The 19,881-nt window shown below is 69.0% G+C and carries 16 protein-coding genes and 3 tRNA genes; 9 read left to right on the top strand and 10 right to left on the bottom strand.

All coding sequences use genetic code 11. The features are described from left to right. Position 1: 1 nt before the first annotated feature. The gene (locus tag C471_RS18120; protein ID WP_004048768.1) at positions 2–1,360 is read right to left on the bottom strand and encodes a SipW-dependent-type signal peptide-containing protein; all 1,359 of its coding nucleotides are present in this window, start codon (positions 1,358–1,360) and stop codon (positions 2–4) included. 137 nt (positions 1,361–1,497) lie between these two features. Further along, positions 1,498–3,057 carry a vWA domain-containing protein gene (locus tag C471_RS10465; protein ID WP_004048766.1) on the bottom strand — a complete coding sequence of 520 codons (1,560 nt, stop codon included), beginning with the start codon at positions 3,055–3,057 and terminating at the stop codon, positions 1,498–1,500. A gap of 453 nt (positions 3,058–3,510) precedes the next feature. Here C471_RS10465 and C471_RS10460 point away from each other — a divergent pair, with 453 nt between their 5' ends. Beyond that, a complete protein-coding gene (locus C471_RS10460) occupies positions 3,511–4,071 on the top strand; it encodes a DUF7344 domain-containing protein (protein ID WP_004048764.1) in 561 nt (186 codons plus the stop codon). Between the two features lie 684 nt (positions 4,072–4,755). Here C471_RS10460 and C471_RS10455 read toward each other — a convergent pair. Next, positions 4,756–5,694: a hypothetical protein gene (locus C471_RS10455; RefSeq protein WP_004048762.1), complete on the bottom strand. Its 939-nt coding sequence runs from the start codon at positions 5,692–5,694 to the stop codon at positions 4,756–4,758. A 336-nt stretch (positions 5,695–6,030) separates the two neighbouring features. Between C471_RS10455 and C471_RS10450 the strand changes: the two genes are divergently transcribed. The 4 genes from C471_RS10450 (at position 6,031) to azf (ending at position 10,830) form a co-directional block, all read left to right on the top strand. Further along, positions 6,031–6,582 carry a DUF7344 domain-containing protein gene (locus tag C471_RS10450; RefSeq protein WP_004048760.1) on the top strand — a complete coding sequence of 184 codons (552 nt, stop codon included), beginning with the start codon at positions 6,031–6,033 and terminating at the stop codon, positions 6,580–6,582. An 83-nt stretch (positions 6,583–6,665) separates the two neighbouring features. After that, positions 6,666–9,473: a DNA mismatch repair protein MutS gene (gene mutS / locus C471_RS10445; protein ID WP_004048758.1), complete on the top strand. Its 2,808-nt coding sequence runs from the start codon at positions 6,666–6,668 to the stop codon at positions 9,471–9,473. Between the two features lie 62 nt (positions 9,474–9,535). Further along, positions 9,536–9,886: a cell division protein SepF gene (locus C471_RS10440; RefSeq protein ID WP_004048756.1), complete on the top strand. Its 351-nt coding sequence runs from the start codon at positions 9,536–9,538 to the stop codon at positions 9,884–9,886. A gap of 77 nt (positions 9,887–9,963) precedes the next feature. Next, a complete protein-coding gene (gene azf, locus C471_RS10435) occupies positions 9,964–10,830 on the top strand; it encodes an NAD-dependent glucose-6-phosphate dehydrogenase Azf (protein ID WP_004048754.1) in 867 nt (288 codons plus the stop codon). A gap of 11 nt (positions 10,831–10,841) precedes the next feature. On the opposite strand, the gene C471_RS10430 is transcribed toward azf, so the two are convergent. From C471_RS10430 to C471_RS10420, 3 genes are all read right to left on the bottom strand, one after another. Next, entirely contained in the window at positions 10,842–11,519 is a 678-nt protein-coding gene (locus tag C471_RS10430; protein ID WP_004048752.1) for a DUF309 domain-containing protein, read from the bottom strand. A gap of 171 nt (positions 11,520–11,690) precedes the next feature. Then, on the bottom strand, positions 11,691–11,981 hold the full coding sequence (locus tag C471_RS10425) for a hypothetical protein (protein ID WP_049909301.1): 291 nt from the start codon (positions 11,979–11,981) through the stop codon (positions 11,691–11,693). A 104-nt stretch (positions 11,982–12,085) separates the two neighbouring features. Beyond that, complete coding sequence (locus C471_RS10420; RefSeq protein WP_004048749.1) at positions 12,086–12,352, bottom strand: hypothetical protein; 267 nt, start codon at positions 12,350–12,352, stop codon at positions 12,086–12,088. A gap of 461 nt (positions 12,353–12,813) precedes the next feature. Between C471_RS10420 and C471_RS10415 the strand changes: the two genes are divergently transcribed. Further along, the gene (locus tag C471_RS10415; protein ID WP_004048743.1) at positions 12,814–14,655 is read left to right on the top strand and encodes a cation:proton antiporter; all 1,842 of its coding nucleotides are present in this window, start codon (positions 12,814–12,816) and stop codon (positions 14,653–14,655) included. 50 nt (positions 14,656–14,705) lie between these two features. On the opposite strand, the gene C471_RS10410 is transcribed toward C471_RS10415, so the two are convergent. Beyond that, entirely contained in the window at positions 14,706–15,140 is a 435-nt protein-coding gene (locus tag C471_RS10410; RefSeq protein WP_004048740.1) for a hypothetical protein, read from the bottom strand. A 440-nt stretch (positions 15,141–15,580) separates the two neighbouring features. Beyond that, positions 15,581–15,653: transfer RNA gene (locus C471_RS10405), tRNA-Arg, on the bottom strand. A gap of 443 nt (positions 15,654–16,096) precedes the next feature. On the opposite strand from C471_RS10405, the gene C471_RS10400 reads away from it, so the two are divergent. The 3 genes from C471_RS10400 to C471_RS10390 all read left to right on the top strand — a co-directional run bounded on the left by C471_RS10400 (position 16,097) and on the right by C471_RS10390 (position 19,179). Continuing rightward, complete coding sequence (locus C471_RS10400) at positions 16,097–17,587, top strand: single-stranded DNA binding protein (RefSeq protein ID WP_004048739.1); 1,491 nt, start codon at positions 16,097–16,099, stop codon at positions 17,585–17,587. A gap of 155 nt (positions 17,588–17,742) precedes the next feature. Next, positions 17,743–18,174, top strand: a complete 432-nt coding sequence (locus tag C471_RS10395; protein ID WP_004048737.1) for a histone — start codon at positions 17,743–17,745, stop codon at positions 18,172–18,174. Beyond that, entirely contained in the window at positions 18,175–19,179 is a 1,005-nt protein-coding gene (locus C471_RS10390; RefSeq protein WP_004048735.1) for a histone deacetylase family protein, read from the top strand. It abuts the gene before it with no gap. 225 nt (positions 19,180–19,404) lie between these two features. Here C471_RS10390 and C471_RS10385 read toward each other — a convergent pair. Then, a tRNA-Asp gene (locus tag C471_RS10385) sits at positions 19,405–19,477 on the bottom strand. Between the two features lie 29 nt (positions 19,478–19,506). Further along, a tRNA-Asp gene (locus C471_RS10380) sits at positions 19,507–19,579 on the bottom strand. Positions 19,580–19,881 lie beyond the last annotated feature (302 nt).

The raw sequence follows: 19,881 nt of genomic DNA, 5'->3' as shown, positions 1-19,881 counted from the left end.
CCTACTGGAGCGTCGTCGACTGGCCGTTCTGGCTGGACGTGAAGTTGTTAACGGGGGAGTAGGGCCCGCCGGTCGGGACGCTCACGGACGGCTGTTCGCCGCCGGCGCCGGCGTTGAAGCCGAAGACGTAGTTGTCGTCGTTGGCCTCGAGCGTCGAGCGCGGGACGCTGATGAGCGCCTGCGAGCCGGACTTGACCGCGGTGATGCCCGCCGGGAGCGCCGACCATCCGGTCGACGTGTCCTTCTCCCAGTTCGGACCGGTCTCGACCCCGGAGTACAGGAACTCGTCGTTGCCCTGCGCGTTCCAGGCGACCTGGAAGTCGTAGGTCCCGTCGTTGTCAGCGTCGAACGGCAGCGAGAAGTTCGTGCTCGCGAAGGACGGGTCGGCGAGGCTGTACTGGCTGCCGGCGGGCTCGTCGAACGTGACCGCGTAGACGACGTCGTCATCGCCGTAGGAGACGCCCACGCGGGCGACGCCGTCGGGGATGGGCTGGTCGATCCCGTCGGGGTTGACGTAGTCGGCCGCGTACTCCTCGTCGACGCAGGGGTTGGTCGTCCCGTCGTTGTGGCGGGCCTGTTCCGCGTAGAACTCGAAGTCGAAGGCGACGGAGTCGGTCTGAACCTCGTTTTCGACGCTCGTCGGGAGCCACCACTCGAAGCAGACGCACTGCTCGGCGATGACCGGTTCGTCGTCATCGAAGGGCGCGTCGACGCCCTCGAAGGGGACGCGGTTCTCGATCGGCGCGTCGGGCATCCCGTCGCCGTACAGGGGCACGCCCGCGCGAAGCGCGACCATCACGTCCGCGAGCGAACCGGAGACGATCTCCTCGCCGACGATGTTTTCTCCCTCACCGTCGTCGGTACAGTACGAGACCGACACCTGCATCGCGTCGGCGAGCTCGCCCATGCCCTCGCCGGGATCGCCGCCGGTTGTGTCGACGGCCGCCTCGGGCTCGTTCTGCCCGTTCTCGTTGTTCTCCGTCAGCGCGCCGCACATCCACAGATACGCCGGGTTGTTGACGATCGAGAAACAGAACTCGCCCTCGCCCGAGTCGCCGGGCTTGAGGTCGGAGACCTCGATACTGAGGGGTTCGCCCTCCTCTTGGTCGCCGCCCACGACGTTACCGTCGATGAAGGTGCCGTCGGGAGTCGACCACTGCGCGTAGCTGCCCTGGTCCTCCGAGTAGTCGACGTGGACAAACAGGTCCAGCTCGCCGGCTGTCAGGGTGTTGTCGTCGAACGACTCGGTGTCGTTGAAGTACGCCGTGGTTCCGAGTCCCGCGCCCGCGGAGGCCACGCCGACGGCCCCGAGTCCGACCAGCATCTTGCGCCGCGATAGTCCGATTGTGTCGTCGTTCATTGTGTGTCATCCCCGAAGGGAACTCCCGGCGGCGGTCGCGAACCGCCGCGTCGGCCGCCCGCGATGGGCGCCGAACCGGGAACCGGGCGAGACTCGCCCGGGGGAAGCGCGTGGCTTCCGAGACCGTCAGACGTCGATTACTGCCCAGGCTCGCTGGGCGCCGTGCCGTTGGGAGCCGTGCCGTTGGGCGCCGTGCCGTTAGGTGCGGTCCCGTTCGGCGCGCCGACCTGCTCGTTGTGCCGGAACTGCTCGGCGTAGAAGCCGAGGTCGAAGGCGACGGAGTCCGTCTGGACCTCGTTACCGACCTCTGCCGGCAGGCACCACTCGAAGCCGATACACTGGGTCAGGCCGCCCTCGAAGGGATCCGTCATCTCCGTGGCGCGGTTGCCGTCGAGCAGGAGGCCGCCCTCAAGCTCAGCCATCGCGCCCGCGAGGGATCCCTCGAAGATGATGGTCTCGCCGAGGAGCGTCTCGCCGATCAGGCCGAACGCCTGTTCGAGCGCGCCGTCGTCGCTGGCGAAGAAGACGTAGTCCTCGTCGGGGTTGCTGGAGATGGCGTTGAGCGTCGAGACCTGCGCACCACCCACACCGAGCGCGTAGATGGTGGTCCCCTCGCCCTTGGCCGTGGTGGCGGCCGTGGTGGGGTCCGTCCCCGCGTTGTTCCCACCGTCGGTCAACACGACCATCGTGGGCGATTCCCCTTCCTCGCAGTCTTCGAGGTCACCCTGGGCGGCCAAGATGCCCTCACCGATGGCGGTCGAATCGCCGTCGGCGGGGAGCGTGTCGATCGCACCGACGACGAGGGAGAGGTCGTCGGTCAGCGTCTGGATGACCTGCGCGCTCTCGTCGTAGCCGTCGGCGCTGAAGAACGTCACACCGACTCTGCTGCCGGCGGGACCGTCGTTCAGGATGCTCTCCGCGAGCGTCTTCGCGCCGTCGATGGCCTGTTGGTTGCGTCCGCCATTCGTCATCGACCCCGAGGCGTCGAGCACGATCTGGACGCAGAGCGGGCCGCCGCTCTCGCTTCCGGGCTCGTAGACGTTGTCGCAGTCCTCGTCGTACCACATCGTCACGTCGATGGCATCGGCGAGCTCGCCCTCGCCGGAGATGGGGCCGTCGGCGTCGTCGCCGAGCGCGTTGCCCTCGCCGTCCGCGCCCGCCTCGGGCTCGGAGACGGTGTTCTCGTCGTCCGCGGTCACCTCGCCGTTCATCCACACCCACGAGGGGTTGTCACAGATGTGGAGGCTGATCGTCACCTCGCCGCAGTCGCCGGGCTTCACGTCATCGAGCGCGAAGACCGGGATCTGGTCGCCGTTGATCAGGCCCACGTCGGGCGCACAGAAGTCGCGTTCCTGCACGACGTCGGGCCACTCGCCCTCGTCGATGTTCGGGACCTCGCCGATGAGGTAGACGCCGTCCTCCTCCTCGACGACATTGAAGGGCTCTCCGGGACCCTCGTCGCTGTACCAGCCGTTGATCTCGTCGACGCGGCCGAGGCCGCCCGCGTACGTTGCGCGGTAGTCGAGCTTGAGGTCGAGTTCGCCCGCGGTGAGCGTGTTGCCCTCGAACGCCTCCGTGTCGTTGAAGTACGCCGTGGTTCCTAGTCCCGCACCCGCGGAGGCCACGCCGACGGCGCCGAGGCCGGCGAGCAGCTTGCGCCGCGAGAGTCCGATTGTGTCGTTTGTGTCTTTGCTCATGGTTGCTCCCCCGACTCGCCCCCGTCCGCGCCGGTTAGCCGAATCGGTTACTCTCCCCTCCGAGGGATACCCACGTAGTTACGCGCTGCCACGTCACCGTCGAACGGACGCTTCGATCCGGTGGAACGGACGGTTCGCGCCGTCGAACCCCGCGTTCGATCGGCGGTCCGGAGGGCCTACCCGGGCCCGAAATACCGGCACGAACCCCATACTTCGAAGGCGGCGGGCGGTACGGACTCCGTGCCACGCCGGCAGCGGCCTCGGCGCCGGTAAGCAGGGGACGGCGCCGCCTACCGGGGTGCAGGCTAGCGGTTTCGCGGGAGCGGATCCAGACTCGCGGTACCATGAAACACGGACCGAGCGGAGGTAGCGAGCGCATACATATGCCCCCGAGAGAAGATGTAGGGTCAACGAACGATTCTCCGCGTCGCGCGGAGCGTCGGACTCCCATCCATGAAGCTCCGAACAGACGTCCTTCCGGCCGAACAGGTGTACACGATCCTCGCGAACGAGCGCCGTCGGCACGCCCTCGAACATCTCGGGAGCGTCGGCGGCGTCGTGACGGTCCACGAGCTGTCGGCGCTGGTCGCGGGCCGCGAGACCGGCGAGAGCCCGCCGCCGAAGCGCTGTCGCGAGAGCGTGTACACCTCGCTCGTGCAGACGCACCTCCCGAAGCTGGAGGAGCTCGGCGTGATCGAATACGACCGGGAGAGCCAGACGATCGAGATGTCCCGCCACGCGCGAGACGTGGCGCTGTACACCGAGGTCGTCGCGAGCGTCGGCGTCACCTGGTCGGAGCTGTACCGCGCGCTCGGCGTCGCCTCGCTGACGGTCCTGCTCGCGGCGCTGCTCGGCGTCCCCCTCGTCTCCGCGGTCGATCCCGTCCTCCTTACGAGCCTCGGGCTCGCGCTGTTCGCCGCCGCGAGCGCCTACCAGCTGTGGATCAACCGTTTCTCCGTGCTCCGGCAGCTCCGAGGCGGTCGAAGCGGGATCGCCGGTCTGCGACGGCGGTGAGGCAAACTACGGTTTTTCGCGACCGCCGCCGCTGACAGAGAAACCCGGGTCTGGTGCTGACAGGGAAACCGGAGTTCGACACTGACAGAGAGATCGGAGAGATCGTGGTTACGGTGGCGCGCGCCTGCGAGCGCCCGCCGGGCGCGAGCAGCGTGCGCGAGGGAGTCGAACCGGCGCGACCGCGCCGGTTCGACGAGGCTGGGGAGGCGTGAGGCGCGGTCGCTGTGCGGTCGCTGTGCGTTTGTGGCGGGACTCAAAGAGGCAGTCGAGAGGTGGGCGCAGACGACGAAAGCACTCCGGGGGCCGAGCAACGCGAGCGACCGAAGCGCGCAACGAGTGTGCGCCCACCTCCCGACTGGGGCCTTGGAGGGCGTCGCCGGAGCCACCAGAGTCACCAGAGCCACCAGAGTCACCAGAGTCACCAGAGCCACCAGAGTCACCAGAGCCACCAGAGTCACCAGAGCCACCAGAGTCACCAGACCCACCAGAGTCACCAGAGCCACCAGAGTCACCAGACCCACCAGAGTCACCAGAGCCACCAGACCCACCAGAGCCACCAGAACCACCAGAGTCACCAGAACCACCAGACGATCAGAAACAGACGGCGACGCCGCAGGCATCTGGTGAACACTTGCCAGCGGCAGCGACCGATCGGCGACCGAAAAACTCCGCCCTCCCAGGGATTTACGACCGCGCGTCCGCCAGCGACGCCGGGAGGTCGATCTCGAACAGCCGCGCGTTACAGGCGGTACAGCGGCCGGCGACGACCTCGTAGCTCGAACAGCAGGACTCGACGACCCGCTCTTCCAGCTGCACCGGCCCCTCGCAGGTCGGGCAGCGCTCGACGAACAGCCGGAGCGCGCCGAGTGCGCCGCTTCGCGAGGCGAGGGGGAGCGACTCCCAGTCGTCGAGCCGCGCCGTCAGCGCGCGGTCGGCGGCGACGTCGGCGAGGAAGGCCGAGCGCGACTCCCAGTGACCGATGCGCTCGTCGCCGGCGTGCGCGAACGCCGCGTCGCCGCGCCACCGGAGGGAGAGCCCGTCCTCGTCGACGCCGGTGAGGCCCGCGAGGGCGGCGACGTCGGCCGGCGCGGCGGGGCGCGTGCCGTCGGGGGCGAGCTCGGCGGTTTCGACGGTCTCGGCGGTCGCGATCGACGCGCCAACCGTCTCGTCCGTCGACGACGGCTCGCCGAACTCGGTGTCGGCGGCGTCGCGCAGCGCGGCGAGGTGCGTCCGCCACGCCGACTCGAACCACGGCGCGAACCCGAGGTCGCTCCCGTCCGGCGTCTCGACCAACGCGCCGGCCGACAGGAGGTACGACTCCGCGTCGAACTCCGCCGGCGGTCCGGGGTCGCGACCCTTTCCGAACCACCCCAGCACGCGCTCGGGGAGGTACCGCTTCGTGAGCGCGGGCGTGCCGGGCACGAGGTAGCCGCGCAGCCAGATCGCCGCGAGCGCGGCGACCAGGACCGCCGCGCCGAGTTCGACGGCGACCAGCGCGCCGACGGCGACCGCGCCGACCGCGGCGATCGCGACGTTAACGACCGTACACGGTAAACAGCGGTTCTCGCCGGTGTGCTCCGGGCGCCGAAGCCGATCGAGACGGGTGTCATGTGATGCCGTCATGCCCGTCGTTGGGGGGGAGAGGGCGTATGTATGCGCGGCCTACCGCCGAGGACCGGGCTCGAGGGAGGGCGGAAAACCAGACGACGGGCCGGATCGGACGGAAACGGCGGACGGCGGATCGGCGCGGGCCCAAGACGGAATCGCGGAGGGTGAAAATTCAACCCTGTGATGGTTCTTAGCGGCTCGCGAGGCGATCAGTTCACATCCGCACGCCATACGACCTGATACGACATTTTTCAACCGATATAGTTTCCATGATCTCGCCGTGAAATGATAACAGTTAGTGATATGTAGGGCGGTAACGGTAGGTACAGTAATTGATGGCATGATTTTTCCATGACACCGCAACTCATAGGGGAGGGAAAATCGACGACCGGCGACGACGAGCCCTCGCGAGACGAGGTGTTCACGGCGCTCAGCAACCGGCGGCGGCGGAACGTGATCACCTATCTGAAACAGCACGGCGACGGCGCGCGCGTCAGGGACATCGCCGAACAGCTGGCGGCGTGGGAGAACGACCTCGATATCCCCGAGGTGACGTACAAACAGCGCAAGCGGGTGTACACCGCGCTCCACCAGTCGCACCTGCCGAAGTTGGCCGACGGGGGATTCATCGACTACGAGCCGGACCGCGGGATCGTCTCGCTGACCGAACAGAGCCGGCAACTCGAGATATACCTCGAAGTCGTCTCCGAAAACGAGATCCTCTGGGGGGAGTACTACGTCGGCCTCGCCGTCGTCTGTGGACTGCTCGGTAGCGCAGCGTGGGTGGGAACGGTCCCGTTCGCGTCGGTGTCCGGATACGCCTACGCGGTCCTGTTCGCGGCGCTTTTCGGCGTCTCCGGGATCGTACATCGGATGTCGACGCGGCGGAACCGGTTGGGGTGACGCGGGCGCCGCGGGCGACCGGGACGTAGCCGGCCGCCGCACACCCGTAGGGTTTTACCCGCCGACGGCGGGAGTACGGGTATATGCCAACGGGGATCGTCGGGGAGTTCCTCGATCTCAAGGCGGAGACCGACGCTGACGTTCTCGCCATGCAGTGCGGCGACTTCTACGAGTTCTTCGCGGACGACGCCGAGCTCGTCGCCGACGAACTGGATCTCACCGTCTCGCAGAAGTCCTCGCACGGCTCGTCGTACCCGATGGCGGGCGTGCCGCTCTCCGAGCTGACCCCCTACGTGAAGGCGCTCGTCGAGCGGGGCTACCGCGTCGCCGTCGCCGACCAGTACGAGACGGACGACGGCCACGCCCGCGAGATCACCCGCGTCGTCACGCCCGGTACCCTCCTCGAGACCGCGGACGACGACGCGCGGTACCTCGCGGCGGTCGTCCGCGAGGACGACGGCGGGAGGGCGTCGGGCTCCGCGGAGACGAGCGACGACGCGGAGGGGCCCTACGGGCTCGCGCTCGCCGACGTGACCACCGGGCGGTTCCTCGTCACCGAGGTCGAGAGCGCGGGGGACCTCCGCGCGGAGCTGTACCGGTTCGACCCCGCTGAGGTGCTCCCCGGGCCGCGCGTCCGCAACGACGACGAGCTGCTCGGGGCGGTCCGGGAGGACCTGTCGGGGTCCGTCTCGGTCTTCGACGCGGAGGCGTTCGCGCCGGGTCGCGCGAACCACGCGGTCCGCGATCAGTTCGGCCGGGAGACCGCCGACAGCGTCGGGATCGACTCCGATCTGGCGCTGCGCGCGGCGGGCGCGGTCCTCGGCTACGTCGAGGAGACCGGCGCGGGCGTGCTGGCGTCGATCACCCGGCTCACCGCCTACGGCGACGACGACCACGTCGCCGTCGACGCCACGACCCAGCGCAACCTCGAACTCACCGAGACGATGCGGGGAGACGGCGAGGGCTCGCTGTTCGAGACGATCGACCACACCGTCACCGCCGCCGGGGGTCGCCTCCTCCGAGAGTGGATCACCCGACCGCGGCGGGACCGCGCGGAGCTGGACCGCCGGCTCGACGCGGTCGAGGCGCTCGCGTCGGCGGCGCTCGCGCGCGACCGCCTGCGCGAGACGCTCGGCGACGCGTACGACCTCGAACGGCTCGCAGCGCGGGCGACGAGCGGGAGCGCGGGCGCGAGAGAGCTCCTCTCGGTGCGCGACTCGCTGGCGCTGGTGCCCGCGCTCGCCGACGCCGTGTCCGGGACCGCGCTCGCCGACTCCCCGCTCGCCGGGGTGCTGGAGCGGATCGACCGCGAGCGGGCCGCGAGCCTCCACGACGAGCTCGCGGACGCGCTCGCGGAGGACCCGCCGAAGACGAAGACGCAGGGCGGGCTGCTCCGGGAGGGGTACGACGACGAGCTCGACGAGCTGATCGCGCGCCACGAGGAGGTCAACGAGTGGCTCGACACGCTCGCGGAGCGCGAGAAGCGCCAGTACGGGCTGAGCCACGTCACCGTCGACCGCAACAAGACCGACGGCTACTACATCCAGGTCGGGAAGTCCGCGGCCGACGGGGTCCCCGAGCACTACCGCGAGATCAAGACGCTGAAGAACTCGAAGCGGTTCGTCACCGACGAGCTAGAGGAGCGGGAGCGCGAGGTGCTCCGCTTGGAGGAGGCTCGCGGCGACCTGGAGTACGAGCTGTTCGAGGAGCTCCGCGAGCGGGTCGCCGCCGACGCCGAACTGCTGCAGGACGCGGGGCGCGCGGTCGCCGAGATCGACGCGCTCGCGTCGCTTTCGACCCACGCCGCCGGCAACGACTGGACGCGGCCCGAGCTCTCCGACGAGCGCCGGCTCGACGTGGAGGCCGGACGGCACCCGGTCGTCGAGCGGACGACCGACTTCGTGCCGAACGACCTCCGGCTCGACGGGGAGCGCGGGTTCCTCATCGTCACCGGCCCGAACATGAGCGGGAAGTCGACGTACATGCGGCAGGCAGCCCTCATTCAGCTGCTCGCGCAGGCGGGGTCGTTCGTCCCCGCGCGGGCGGCCACCGTCGGGCTCGTCGACGGGATCTACACCCGCGTGGGCGCGCTCGACGAACTCGCGCAGGGCCGGTCGACGTTCATGGTGGAGATGCAGGAGCTGTCGAACATCCTCCACTCGGCGACCGCGGACTCGCTCGTCATCCTCGACGAGGTGGGCCGGGGCACCGCCACCTACGACGGGATCTCGATCGCGTGGGCCGCGACCGAGTACCTCCACAACGAGGTGCGCGCGCGCACCCTCTTCGCCACGCACTACCACGAACTGACGACGCTGGCGGATCACCTCCCGCGCGTCGAGAACGTCCACGTCGCGGTCGACGAGCGCGACGGGGAGGTGACGTTCCTCCGGACCGTCCGCGACGGGCCGACGAACCGGTCGTACGGGGTCCACGTCGCCGACCTCGCCGGCGTGCCGGAGCCGGTCGTCTCCCGCGCCGACACGGTTCTCGACCGCCTCCGCGAGGAGAAGGCGATCGAGGCGAAGGGCGGGGGTCGAGGCGGAGGCACCGGAGGAGAAGACCTCGACGGCGACACGAAACAGGTCGTCTTCGACCTCTCGTCCGGGTCGTTCTCGGAAAGCGGCGACGCCGGAGCGACAGCGTCCGGCGCCCCCAACTCCGGCGCGGGTCGGAACGGGACCGCTCCGAGGTCGGCATCGGACGGTGCCAGCGGGAGCGCGGAGACCGCGGAGACCCCGGAGACTGCGGAGACCCCGGAGACCGACCGACTCGATCCCGAGACTCGCGCCGTGATCGAGGAGCTGAGCGACATCGACATCGCCGAGACCGCGCCGGTTGAGCTGCTGTCGCGGGTTCAGGAGTGGCAGGAGCGACTCGACGAGAGCTGACGGGCGACGCGACGAGAGCGTCTGACGTAAGAACTAATGTCCGACCTCGACGTGTGGTGTGTATGGGTATTATGAGCAAGATCCTCGGCGGCGGCGGAAACCGCTCCGTCGACGACTACGTCGAGCTCGACCTCGACGACTTCGCCGAGGCGCACGCGGACACGGGCATGCAGGTACACATCGCGGAGATCGGCGACCAGGGCGACGTGATCCCGATCAAAGACGCCGTCTACGACGGCGACTTCGTCATCGCGGACATCACTCGCCACTCCACGTCGGACCGGACGATCGAACACATCATCGACGAACTGCGTCAGGTCGCGCAGGAGGTCGACGGCGACATCGTCCAGAAGGGCGACGATCAGATCGTCGTCACTCCGACCGGCGTGAGCATCTCGCGCGAGAAGCTGTAGGACCCGGACGACCACCGATCCGCACGTCGCGGCCGAACCGTATCATATATGCCCGTCTCGCGCCCACGTACGACCGAATGGACGAGCCGGTCCTGCTGACGGGCGCCGGCGGACGGGTGGGGCAGGCCATCCTCCGCGGCATCGGCGACGACTACGAGTGGCGACTCCTCGACAGGGAGCCGCTGCCGGCGACGAAGGTGCCCGACAGAGTAACCGACGCCGACCGGTACGTCGCCGACATCACCGACGATCGGGCGGTTCGTGGGGCGATGGACGGCGTCAACGCGGTGATCCACCTCGCGGGCGACCCGCGGAAGACGGCGCCGTGGGACTCCGTGCTCCGGAACAACATCGACGGAACGCAGACCGTGATGCGCGCCGCCGCCGACGCCGGCGTCGAGAAGTTCGTGTTCGCCTCCTCGAACCACGCCGTCGGCGGCTACGAGACCGAGGAGCGCACGCCGGACCTGTATCGCCCCGGCGACGAATATCGACTCGACGGCACCGAACTCCCGCGGCCGGGGAACCTCTACGGCGTCTCGAAGGCGGCCGGGGAGTCGCTCGGACGGTTCTTCCACGACGAACACGGAATGAGCGTCGTCTGCGTCCGCATCGGGAACCTCACGAAGGACCACCCGCCGCGGGAGTACGAGCGCGGGCAGGCGATGTGGCTCTCACACCGCGACTGCGCGCACCTGTTCGACCGGTGTCTGCAGGCCAACTACGGCTACGAGATCGTCTACGGCATCTCGAACAACGATCGACGCTATTACTCGATCGAGCGCGCCCGCGAGGCCCTCGGCTACGACCCCGCCGACAACTCCGGCGACTACACGTTCGAGGGGGAGCCGAAAGAGGAGCAGAACGGAGGCGACGGCGACGGCGGTCCCCCGGCCGATCCCAACTTCCCGACGGACCCGGACACGCCCACCGACGGCGCCTGACCGAGAGGGGGTTAAAACAGGTCGTCGACGTCCCGTCGCCTCCGCTCCGCCAGTTCCACGTGGTCCGCGAGCCGCGCGGCCACCTGCGGGCGGGCGTCGGGCGTGCGGAGGAACGCGAACAGCAGTTCCGCGAAGGTCGTCCGGCCGGTGCCGCGCTCCTCGCGCGCGAGCGCCGCCGCGGTCTCGAAGGTCTCCTCGTCGCCGGGAGCGACCGCGCCGGCCAGCCCGGGCGCCGCGAGCAGCGCCGCCTGCAGGTCGAGGTCGCCGAAGCGGGGCGCCGCACCCTCGATCCGGAGCGTCGGCGAGGGCGCGCGCTCGATCGTCTCCGGATCGGCCGCGAGCCGGCGACACCAGTCGCGGACGGGGTTGACGTCGACCCCCCGCGGCGCCGACCCGGTCCCGTCGAGGTACTCGACCGCGTTGCTCGCGCAGCCGACCGCTCCGGACCAGTTGCGGGCGTCGGCGTGATGGGTCGCCGCCGCGGTCGCGATCAGCCCGTGGAGCAGGCGCTCGTCCGGTCCCTCCGCGAGGGGGAGCCACGCCGCCTCCCACGGGTCGTGCGCCGCGAGGACGTGCCCCTCGTTGAAGAGGGCGGCGCCGGCGCGGAGCGCGGACGAAACGGGTGGAGCGGCGTCGGAGGTGCCTTCGGCGGCGCTGTCGGGGGCAGAGCCGCGATCGCAGTCCGTCATACCGGACCGTCGGGGGCCCCGAGGGATAAGCGGTGAGGACGCCCGCGGTGACCGCCGGGAGCGAAAGGGGAGGGGCAAGCGTCAGCGGGGAGCGAAAGGGGAGGGGCAAGCGTCAGCGGGGAGCGAAAGGGGAGGGGCAAGCGTCAGCGAGGGGTCGATGACCCGACGCGATCAGCCGTCGGCGGCGCCGGCCTGGTCGTCGCCGGGCGCCGGACGAGCGCGGTCGACGATCCGATCGAGCGCGTCCGGGAACCGGCGCTGGAGGGCCGCACCGGCGACCGCACCGGCGAGGGCGGCCGCGACGAACGCGGCCGCGGTCGGGAACGCCGCGATCGCCAGCACCAGGACCGGCAGCGCGGCGAGCGCCGCCGTCGCGCGCCACGAGGGCACGCGGTCGGCGGGCACCAGGCCGGTGTGGAGGTCGGGGTGTCTCGTGCGTCTGGAGGGGGAATCTCGTTTCATCGTGGTGTCGTGTCGTGGAGTGGGTGGCGCGAGGCCTCGCGCCGCGGTCGGAGTCGGTGCGTCGGTCGGGGACCGCGTGGACCGGGAGCGCCCGGCGGTGTCCGTCACCGGGGACGCGCCTCGTGGACCCCGACGATGTCGGTGAGGTCGTCGACCTCGGTGTCCGGCGCGAGCCGGAGCGAGGCGTCGACCTCGACCGTGAGGTCGTTGAGACGCGGCCGGAGGGCGACGACGTCGAGGTCGGCGACTTCGACGCCGTCGCGCCCGGCGAGCCTGTCGCGAACCCCGGCGTGGAGGTCGCCCGCGGCGTCGCGGGGGACCGCCAGTCGGAGCGCGACGTCGGTCGCGCGGTGGCAGGGTTGGACTGCCATACGGACCCGGGAGGGAGTCGATTCCTCACCCCGAGGCTCTGCCGCTTGAGCTACCGGGTCTAAGTGTCGGAAAGACGGGAAGGGGCAGAAGGTGGCGCTCGCTCCGACGGGCGAAGCCGACCGCCCCGCGTGGGGGTTACGCGGCGACGGTGTCGAAGCGAGTGACGACCGTTCCGCAACCCGGCTTCCCGACGCTCCGGAGGGGGGCGAACATCGGGATGGAGTTGCGAACGGTCATGGTGAGGTCGCCCAGCGGGGGAGTCCGTCCGGGCGTATTCTCGTTGACAGGAGGAACCGAGTTAATAGTTGCTCGTGTGTGCGAATCAATAGCGTGATTTGTCCCCGCGTCGGTATTCCTTTCAGTTATTCCGCGCAGGGCGTCGCGGGGGGCGACTCCGACCCCGGCTACCAGTACACTAAGAAGGGCGGCGGTTGTACGACCCGTAGACGTGTCCAGCCTGTTGCCGGTCATCGCGGCGATCCTCGTGTCGGGACTCGTCGTCCAACTGGTCGCGCACCGCCTGAAGGTGCCGAGCGTCATCTTCTACCTCCTGATCGGCGTCGTGTTGGGACCGGAGGTGCTGGGCCTCGTGACCCTCGAGACGTTCGGAGACGGGCTCGAGATCATCGTCGGACTCAGCGTCGCGATCATCGTCTTCGAGGGGGCGTTCGCCCTGCGGATCGAACGGATCCGGAGCGCGTCGACCGTCTCCCTTCGGCTGGTGACGGTCAGCGCCCTCGTGATGTTCCTCGGGACGGCGGTCGCGGTCCGGTTCTTCGAGGGAGCCGACTGGGAGATCGCGCTGCTCATCGGGGCGCTGCTCGTGGCGACGGGGCCGACCGTGATCACGCCGATACTCAACGTCGTCCGCGTCAGGGACCACGTCGCGACCGCGCTGGAGACCGAGGGGATCGTCAACGACGTGACGGCCGCGATCGTCGCCGTGGTGATCTTCGAGACGCTGCTGCTCGACGACCTCGGAGTCCCCGCGACCCTCCTGTCGTTCCTCCGGCGGCTCGGCGTCGGCGTCGCCGCCGGCGTGCTCGCGACGGTGATCATCTACTACCTCTTGGACAGCGAGTTCGTCCCCGAGCGCGACGTGCAGGCGTCCCAGTTCCTCGTGTTGGCGGCGGCGGTCGGAGCGTTCGCGGCCGCGGAGGCCGTCGCCGCCGAGGCGGGTATCGCGGCGGCGGCGACGAGCGGGATCCTCCTCGGTAACCTCGATATCGACCACAGAGAGGAGATCGAGCGGTTCGCGGAGAACACGACGCTCGTCGTCCTCTCGTTCGTGTTCATCTCGCTGGCCGCGCTGATCGACGTCCAGGCGATCGCGGCGCTCGGCGTCGGCGCCGTCGGGCTCGTGTTGGTGATCATGCTCGTGCTCCGGCCGCTGGGGGCGATCATCGCCACCGCCGGCGTCGAGCGGTTCACGTGGCCGGAGCGGCTGTTCATCGCTGGCGTCGGCCCCCGCGGGATCATCCCGGCGAGCGTGGCCACCTTGTTCGCGATCGAACTGGAGCTGGCGGGGAGCGTGGAGGCGGGCGAACTGCTGGTCGGGACGGTGTTCGCCGTCATCTTCGCGACGGTCGCGATCGAGGCCGGATTAGCCCGGCAGATCGGCGACGTTCTCGGAGTGTCACCAATGCGCACGATAATCATCGGCGGCGGCCGAGTCGGCCGGGCGCTCGCCACACGACTGGAGCGACGGGGTGAGTACGTCGTCATCGTCGAGATCGACGACGAAGAGATCGAACGAGCGCGCTCGAAGGGGTTCACCGTCTACGAGGGCGACGGCAGCGACACGGAAGCGCTGCGCGGCGCGGGCATCGGGGACGCGAAGCGCGTGATCACGGTGACCGGCGACGACGACATCAACCTCCTCGCGTGCCAGCTCGCGCTCACGAAGTTCGACGTCGAATCGGTGTACTCCCGGGTGAACCAGTCGGACAACATCGACGCCTTCGAGAGCATCGGCGTGGAGGCGATCGACTCGCCGACGGCCACCGCGGTCGCCATCGACGACGAGATCGAGCGCCCGGCGATCACCCACTGGATGAACGAACTGGGCGACAGCCACGACGTTCAGGAGGTGGAGGTGACCGCGGAGAACCTCGCCGGGAAGACGATTCGCGACCTCAACGCGCAGATCCCCGACGGGGCCTTCGTCGCCGTCGTCAGCCGCGACGGCGAGAATCACGTGCCGTCGGCGGACAGCGTGCTGGAGTACGGCGACCACGTCACCTTCATCGGCGACACGGGCGCCGTCAAGCGCGCGATGGAGCGGTTCCATCCGCACGACTAATCAGCGGCACGGGACCCCGTTCGACTCGATCGCGTGCGCAGCCTCTCGGTTCACTGACACCGGTTCTGCCGGAACGTCACGTCGAAGACCGACTGCAGAGTGACGTAGAGCACCTCGTCGTAGGTGGCGCCCGTCGGACAGTCCGGGACAAACGTGTACTCACCGATGAGGCCGAGTCCCAAGACGTGCACGCGAATCAGCGCCCGTTCGGACTCGAAAGCGCCTCCGATCTCCGACAGGGCCTTCTCCAGACCGGACGGGCCGACGGTGATGGTCTGCTGGAACACCACGTTCTCCGAGAGTCCCGACTCCACCGTGGCCGGGAGCACTTCGAGTTCGATCGGTTGTTCGGTGTCGAAGTCGCCGCCGACCTCGATGGTCACCGTCTGTGGGTCTCCGAACCTCTCTCTGAGAGAACAGCCGCCGAGTGCCCCGATCGCACCCGTTCCGAGCGTCCCGAGAATCGCTCGCCGCGTGCGCTCCATGTCGCGTTGCACCTCGTCCGGTTTCTTCAAAGTTGGGTCGTGACGACCGAGCGACGGGTTTCGAACGCATGCACGGCTCGCGGTGCTCGCCGTTTGGTGCGTCCGAAAACGTCCTGACGGAGTCCCACGCGGGTGAAACGAGCGTGGGGCACGTCAGGACCGAACGCAGCGGCTGCCTCACTTCGTTCGGCAGCCGCAAAGTGAGCGTCCTGACGGAGATTTGAACTCGGAAAGACGGTCGGCCTCGCTTCGCTCGGCCGCTGCGACTTTCCTGCTCAAATCTCCGCGGAGTTTTTCGGACTCACGCACGGCTCGCGATGCTTGCCGTTTGGTGGGTCCAAAAACGTCCTGACGGAGTCTCGCGCGAACGAAGTGAGCGCGAGGCACGTCAGGACCGAACGCAGCGGCTGCCGAACGAAGTGAGGCAGCCGCAAAGTGAGCGTCCTGACGGAGATTTGAACTCCGGTCCCTGGCTCCGCAAGCCAAGAGGATAGTCCACTACCCTACCAGGACTCAAATGAACGTACCGCGCTGTTACTTAAGACGGTTACGGTCCGCAGAGCGCGTGGCGAACGGTCGCACACGGCGCGGTCGACCGCTCCGAACCGGACCGGCTGTGTGCACCAGTCGGTGACCACGGTCGGCCACGAGCCGGAAGCGGGGTTCGACGGTGAGGCCCCGAGGCCGCGGCGGTGGTCCGCGACGGCGCACGGGGTCGCGAGACGATCGCGACCGACGGGCGGGCCGGACGTAGCTGGGAGCGGGCGGGGCGGCCCGTCCGGGCCGGCCCCGATTGCACACCTTTTGTATCGACGGGACCGATGGACGGGTATGACGAAGCACCGACCCGCGAGGGCGACCCCGCGGCGACCCCGGAACGATCGCCCCGATTCGACCGCGAGACCCCCGCAAGGACAACGCTTATCCGCGGACTCGACAACCGAGGAGGTACGCGTATGGGAGTGATAGAGGACGTCTACGATGATCTCGACACCGACGTCGAGTTCGAGGAGTTCGAGGCGGCCGTCGAGGACAAGGTCGAGCAGATGGGCGGACTCGCCGACGAGGAGACCGCGGCGATGCTCATCGCCCACGAGCTGCGCGACGAGGAGGCCGACACGATCGCCGACATCGAACCGGGCATGAACGACGTGAAGTTCCTGGGGAAGGTGACCTCCATCGGCGACGTCCGCACGTTCGAGCGCGACGACGACGAGGCGGAGGAGGGCCGCGTCTGCAACGTCGACGTGGCGGACGCCTCCGGCTCCGTGCGGGTCGCGCTGTGGGACGAGATGGCCGCCGCCGCCGAGGAGCAGTTGGAGGTCGGACAGGTCCTTCGCGTCATGGGCCGTCCGAAGGAGGGATACAGCGGGCTCGAAGTGAGCGCGGACAAGGTCGAACCGGACGAGGACGCCGAGGTCGACGTGCAGGTGCTCGACACCTACCAAGTGGCCGACCTCTCGCTCGGTGCCTCCGACGTGGACCTCGTCGGACAGGTGCTCGACACCGACTCGGTCCGGACGTTCGACCGCGACGACGGCTCCGAAGGTCGGGTCGCCAACCTCACCGTCGGCGACGAGACGGGCCGCGTGCGCGTCACGCTGTGGGACGACAAGGCCGGTCTCGCCGACGAGTTCGGGCCGGGCGAGGTCGTCGAGGTCGGCGACGGCTACGTGCGCGAGCGCGACGGCGACTTGGAGCTCCACGTGGGCGACCGCGGCACAGTCGAACGCGTCGACGAGGACGTGGAGTACGTCCCGGAGACGACAGACGTCGCCGACGTGGAGATCGGCGAAGTCGTCGACATCGGCGGCGGCGTCATCGAGACCGATCCGAAGCGCACGTTCGACCGCGACGACGGCTCGGAGGGGCAGGTCCGGAACGTCCGCATCAAGGACGACACCGGCGAGATCCGCGTCGCGCTGTGGGGCGACAAGGCGGACCGCGAGATCGACCTTGCGGACCGCGTCGTCTTCACCGACGTGGAGATTCAGGACGGCTGGCAGGACGACCTCGAGGCCTCCGCGAACTGGCGTTCGACGGTCACCGTCCTCGAAGCGGGGAGCGACGCGTCGAGCGGGGCGGCAGGTGCCAGCGCAGACGCCGAGAGCGACCGCGACGCGAACGACACCGGACTCGGCGCCTTCGCCGAGGACGGACAGAAGGCGGCCGCCGAGGCCGTCGCGGGCGAGGCCACCGACGACGACAGCGGCGAGGCCGGCGGCGGGGGCGGCGGTGCCGGGAGCGCCGCGGCCGCGACGGCGGAGCGGTCGGAAGCGGAGGTCGAGTTCACCGGAACGGTCGTTCAGACCGGCGATCCCGTCGTGTTGGACGACGGCCAGCGAACGAAGAGCGTCGAGACCGACGCGAGCCTGCGGCTCGGCGAGGAGGTCACGGTACGCGGGACGGAGCGCGACGGCACGATCGACGCCGTCGACGTGTTCTAGCCGCCCCGAGTTCGTTTCGGCCGAGGAGGAGACGCCGTGACGTTACGAGACGGCGAGCGCTACAGCGAAGCGTCGAGTAGCCGCGACGCCAGCGCTCAGCCTCGGAGACGGCGGTAACGGAAAGCGTTATACGGACCACGGACGCGACTGTGTGTATGAGTGTCGAGTTGCCGTTCGCGCCGGTCGACGGGATCATCCGGCGGAACGCCGGGGACCTCCGCGTGAGCGCGGACGCCGCCGAGGAGTTGGCTCGCCGGATCCAAGCGCACGGCTCGGAGCTGGCGATCGACGCGGCCGAACGGGCAACCGAGGACGGGCGGAAGACGCTGATGGCGTCGGATTTCGGCGTCGAACAGGTGATCAGCCGAGAGGATCTCACTCTTCCCGTCGCCCCCATCGACCGCATCGCGCGGCTCCGGATCGACGACCGATACCGAGTGGGCGTCGACGCGCGGATCGCGTTGGCCGACATCCTGGAGGACTACGCCGACAACGTCGCGAGCGCGGCCGCGACGCTCGCGCGGCACGCCGACAGACGGACCGTACAGGCCGAGGATATCGAGACGTACTTCGCGTTGTTCGAGTAGATGCGCTTCGGCTACAGCGAGCGGTGTCTCGAACACGACACCGGCGAACGGCATCCGGAAAACCCGGACCGGCTGCGCGCGATCCGCCGCGGGCTGGCGAAGCGGCACGGCGTCGAATACGCGGAAGCGGACCCGGCGACGCGCGAAGAGGTCGTCGCGGTCCACGACGCGGAGTACGTCGACGAGCTTGAGGCGTTCGTCGCCGACGGCGGCGGGAGCTGGGACCCCGACACCGTCGCGAGCGAGGGGACGTGGGACGCCGCGCTCACCTCGGCCGGCCTCTCCCAGTGGGCGGCCCGGTCGGCGCTCGACGGCGACGACGGCCGGGACACCCCGTTCGCGCTCGGACGCCCGCCGGGTCACCACGCGGTGCCCGACGACGCAATGGGATTCTGCTTCTTCAACAACGCCGCCGTCGCGGCGCAGACCGTCCTCGACGACGGGGCCGCCGATCGGGTCGCGATCTTCGACTGGGACGTGCACCACGGGAACGGTACTCAAGATGTGTTCTACGATCGCGGAGACGTGTTCTACGCGTCGATCCACGAGGAGGGGCTCTACCCGGACACCGGCGCGCTCGACGAGACCGGTCGCGACGAGGGCGAGGGGACGACGGTGAACCTCCCGCTCGCGGCCGGCGCGGGCGACGCCGACTACCTCTACGCCATCGACGAGGCGGTCGCCCCGGCGCTCGAACGCTTCGACCCGGACCTCGTGATCGTCTCGGCCGGGTTCGACGCCCACCGGCACGACCCCATCTCCCGGATGCGCGTCTCCTCGGAGGGGTACGCGCTGATGACCGACCGGATTCGCTCGGTCACCGATGAGATCGGGGCCGCGAACGCCTACGTCCTCGAAGGCGGCTACGGCCTCGACACGCTGGCCGAAGGCGTCTCGATGGTCCACGAGACGTTCGACGGGCGGACGCCCGTCAGTGACGACGACGAGCCCGATGGGAAGACGGAGACACTGGTGGCCGATCTGCGGTCGCTGATCGACCTATAAAGGCGGACGGTCGCGTTCGATCGTTTTTCGGAGCTGCCTTTTCCGAGAGCCCGTCAGCGTCCAGAAGGCTCGCACCGCTCCTCACTCGTAGTTTCCGTCGGCAGAATACGCCCGGAGCGGGATTTGAACCTCAGTCGTTCCGCTCGCTTCACTCCTTGATTCAAACCCTCTTGCGACCGTTTTCGACGAACGGCTCGCTACGCTCGCCGTGTTGGTCGTTGAAAACGCCCGGAGCGGGATTTGAACCCGCGTCACGACCGTGACAGGGTCGTATGATGGGCCACTACACCATCCGGGCAAACAGCGACAGACCCCGAAGCGTGGGGACGCCCGGAGCGGGATTTGAACCCGCGTCACGACCGTGACAGGGTCGTATGATGGGCCACTACACCATCCGGGCTTGTCGCATCCATTCGTACCCCTGTCTGGCAAATAAGGCTTGTCATCCCCGGCGACGGTGGTGACCGGTGACAGGGAGAGCCGGCGTCGACGCGGAGGGACCACGGTTCCCGGCGAACCGGGACGACGCCGCGGTTCCGGACGTACGCAGTCGATCGGGGAGGTGAATCGGCAAGGCCGACCGACGGAATCGGCGACGCGATCGACCGCGGCGGTACCCTTTTGTGTGATACCCGCATGAGTAGGAGTATCGCACGCCCCCGTCGCCGTGAGCCGTGCATGGCGGAAGCGGTTGGCAAGTCT

This window comes from Halorubrum saccharovorum DSM 1137 (genome assembly GCF_000337915.1).
Classification (GTDB): domain Archaea; phylum Halobacteriota; class Halobacteria; order Halobacteriales; family Haloferacaceae; genus Halorubrum; species Halorubrum saccharovorum.
Note: the sequence above shows the minus strand (reverse complement) of the source record. Positions and strands in the feature narration are given on the sequence as shown.

Bases quoted from the DNA above. Each gene is read 5' to 3' on its own strand.
- C471_RS18120 (WP_004048768.1), bottom strand. From the start codon at position 1,360: ATGAACGACGACACAATCGGACTATCGCGGCGCAAGATGCTGGTCGGA.
- C471_RS10465 (WP_004048766.1), bottom strand. From the start codon at position 3,057: ATGAGCAAAGACACAAACGACACAATCGGACTCTCGCGGCGCAAGCTG.
- C471_RS10460 (WP_004048764.1), top strand. From the start codon at position 3,511: ATGAAGCTCCGAACAGACGTCCTTCCGGCCGAACAGGTGTACACGATC.
- C471_RS10455 (WP_004048762.1), bottom strand. From the start codon at position 5,694: ATGACGGCATCACATGACACCCGTCTCGATCGGCTTCGGCGCCCGGAG.
- C471_RS10450 (WP_004048760.1), top strand. From the start codon at position 6,031: ATGACACCGCAACTCATAGGGGAGGGAAAATCGACGACCGGCGACGAC.
- mutS (WP_004048758.1), top strand. From the start codon at position 6,666: ATGCCAACGGGGATCGTCGGGGAGTTCCTCGATCTCAAGGCGGAGACC.
- C471_RS10440 (WP_004048756.1), top strand. From the start codon at position 9,536: ATGGGTATTATGAGCAAGATCCTCGGCGGCGGCGGAAACCGCTCCGTC.
- azf (WP_004048754.1), top strand. From the start codon at position 9,964: ATGGACGAGCCGGTCCTGCTGACGGGCGCCGGCGGACGGGTGGGGCAG.
- C471_RS10430 (WP_004048752.1), bottom strand. From the start codon at position 11,519: ATGACGGACTGCGATCGCGGCTCTGCCCCCGACAGCGCCGCCGAAGGC.
- C471_RS10425 (WP_049909301.1), bottom strand. From the start codon at position 11,981: ATGAAACGAGATTCCCCCTCCAGACGCACGAGACACCCCGACCTCCAC.
- C471_RS10420 (WP_004048749.1), bottom strand. From the start codon at position 12,352: ATGGCAGTCCAACCCTGCCACCGCGCGACCGACGTCGCGCTCCGACTG.
- C471_RS10410 (WP_004048740.1), bottom strand. From the start codon at position 15,140: ATGGAGCGCACGCGGCGAGCGATTCTCGGGACGCTCGGAACGGGTGCG.
- C471_RS10400 (WP_004048739.1), top strand. From the start codon at position 16,097: ATGGGAGTGATAGAGGACGTCTACGATGATCTCGACACCGACGTCGAG.
- C471_RS10395 (WP_004048737.1), top strand. From the start codon at position 17,743: ATGAGTGTCGAGTTGCCGTTCGCGCCGGTCGACGGGATCATCCGGCGG.
- C471_RS10390 (WP_004048735.1), top strand. From the start codon at position 18,175: ATGCGCTTCGGCTACAGCGAGCGGTGTCTCGAACACGACACCGGCGAA.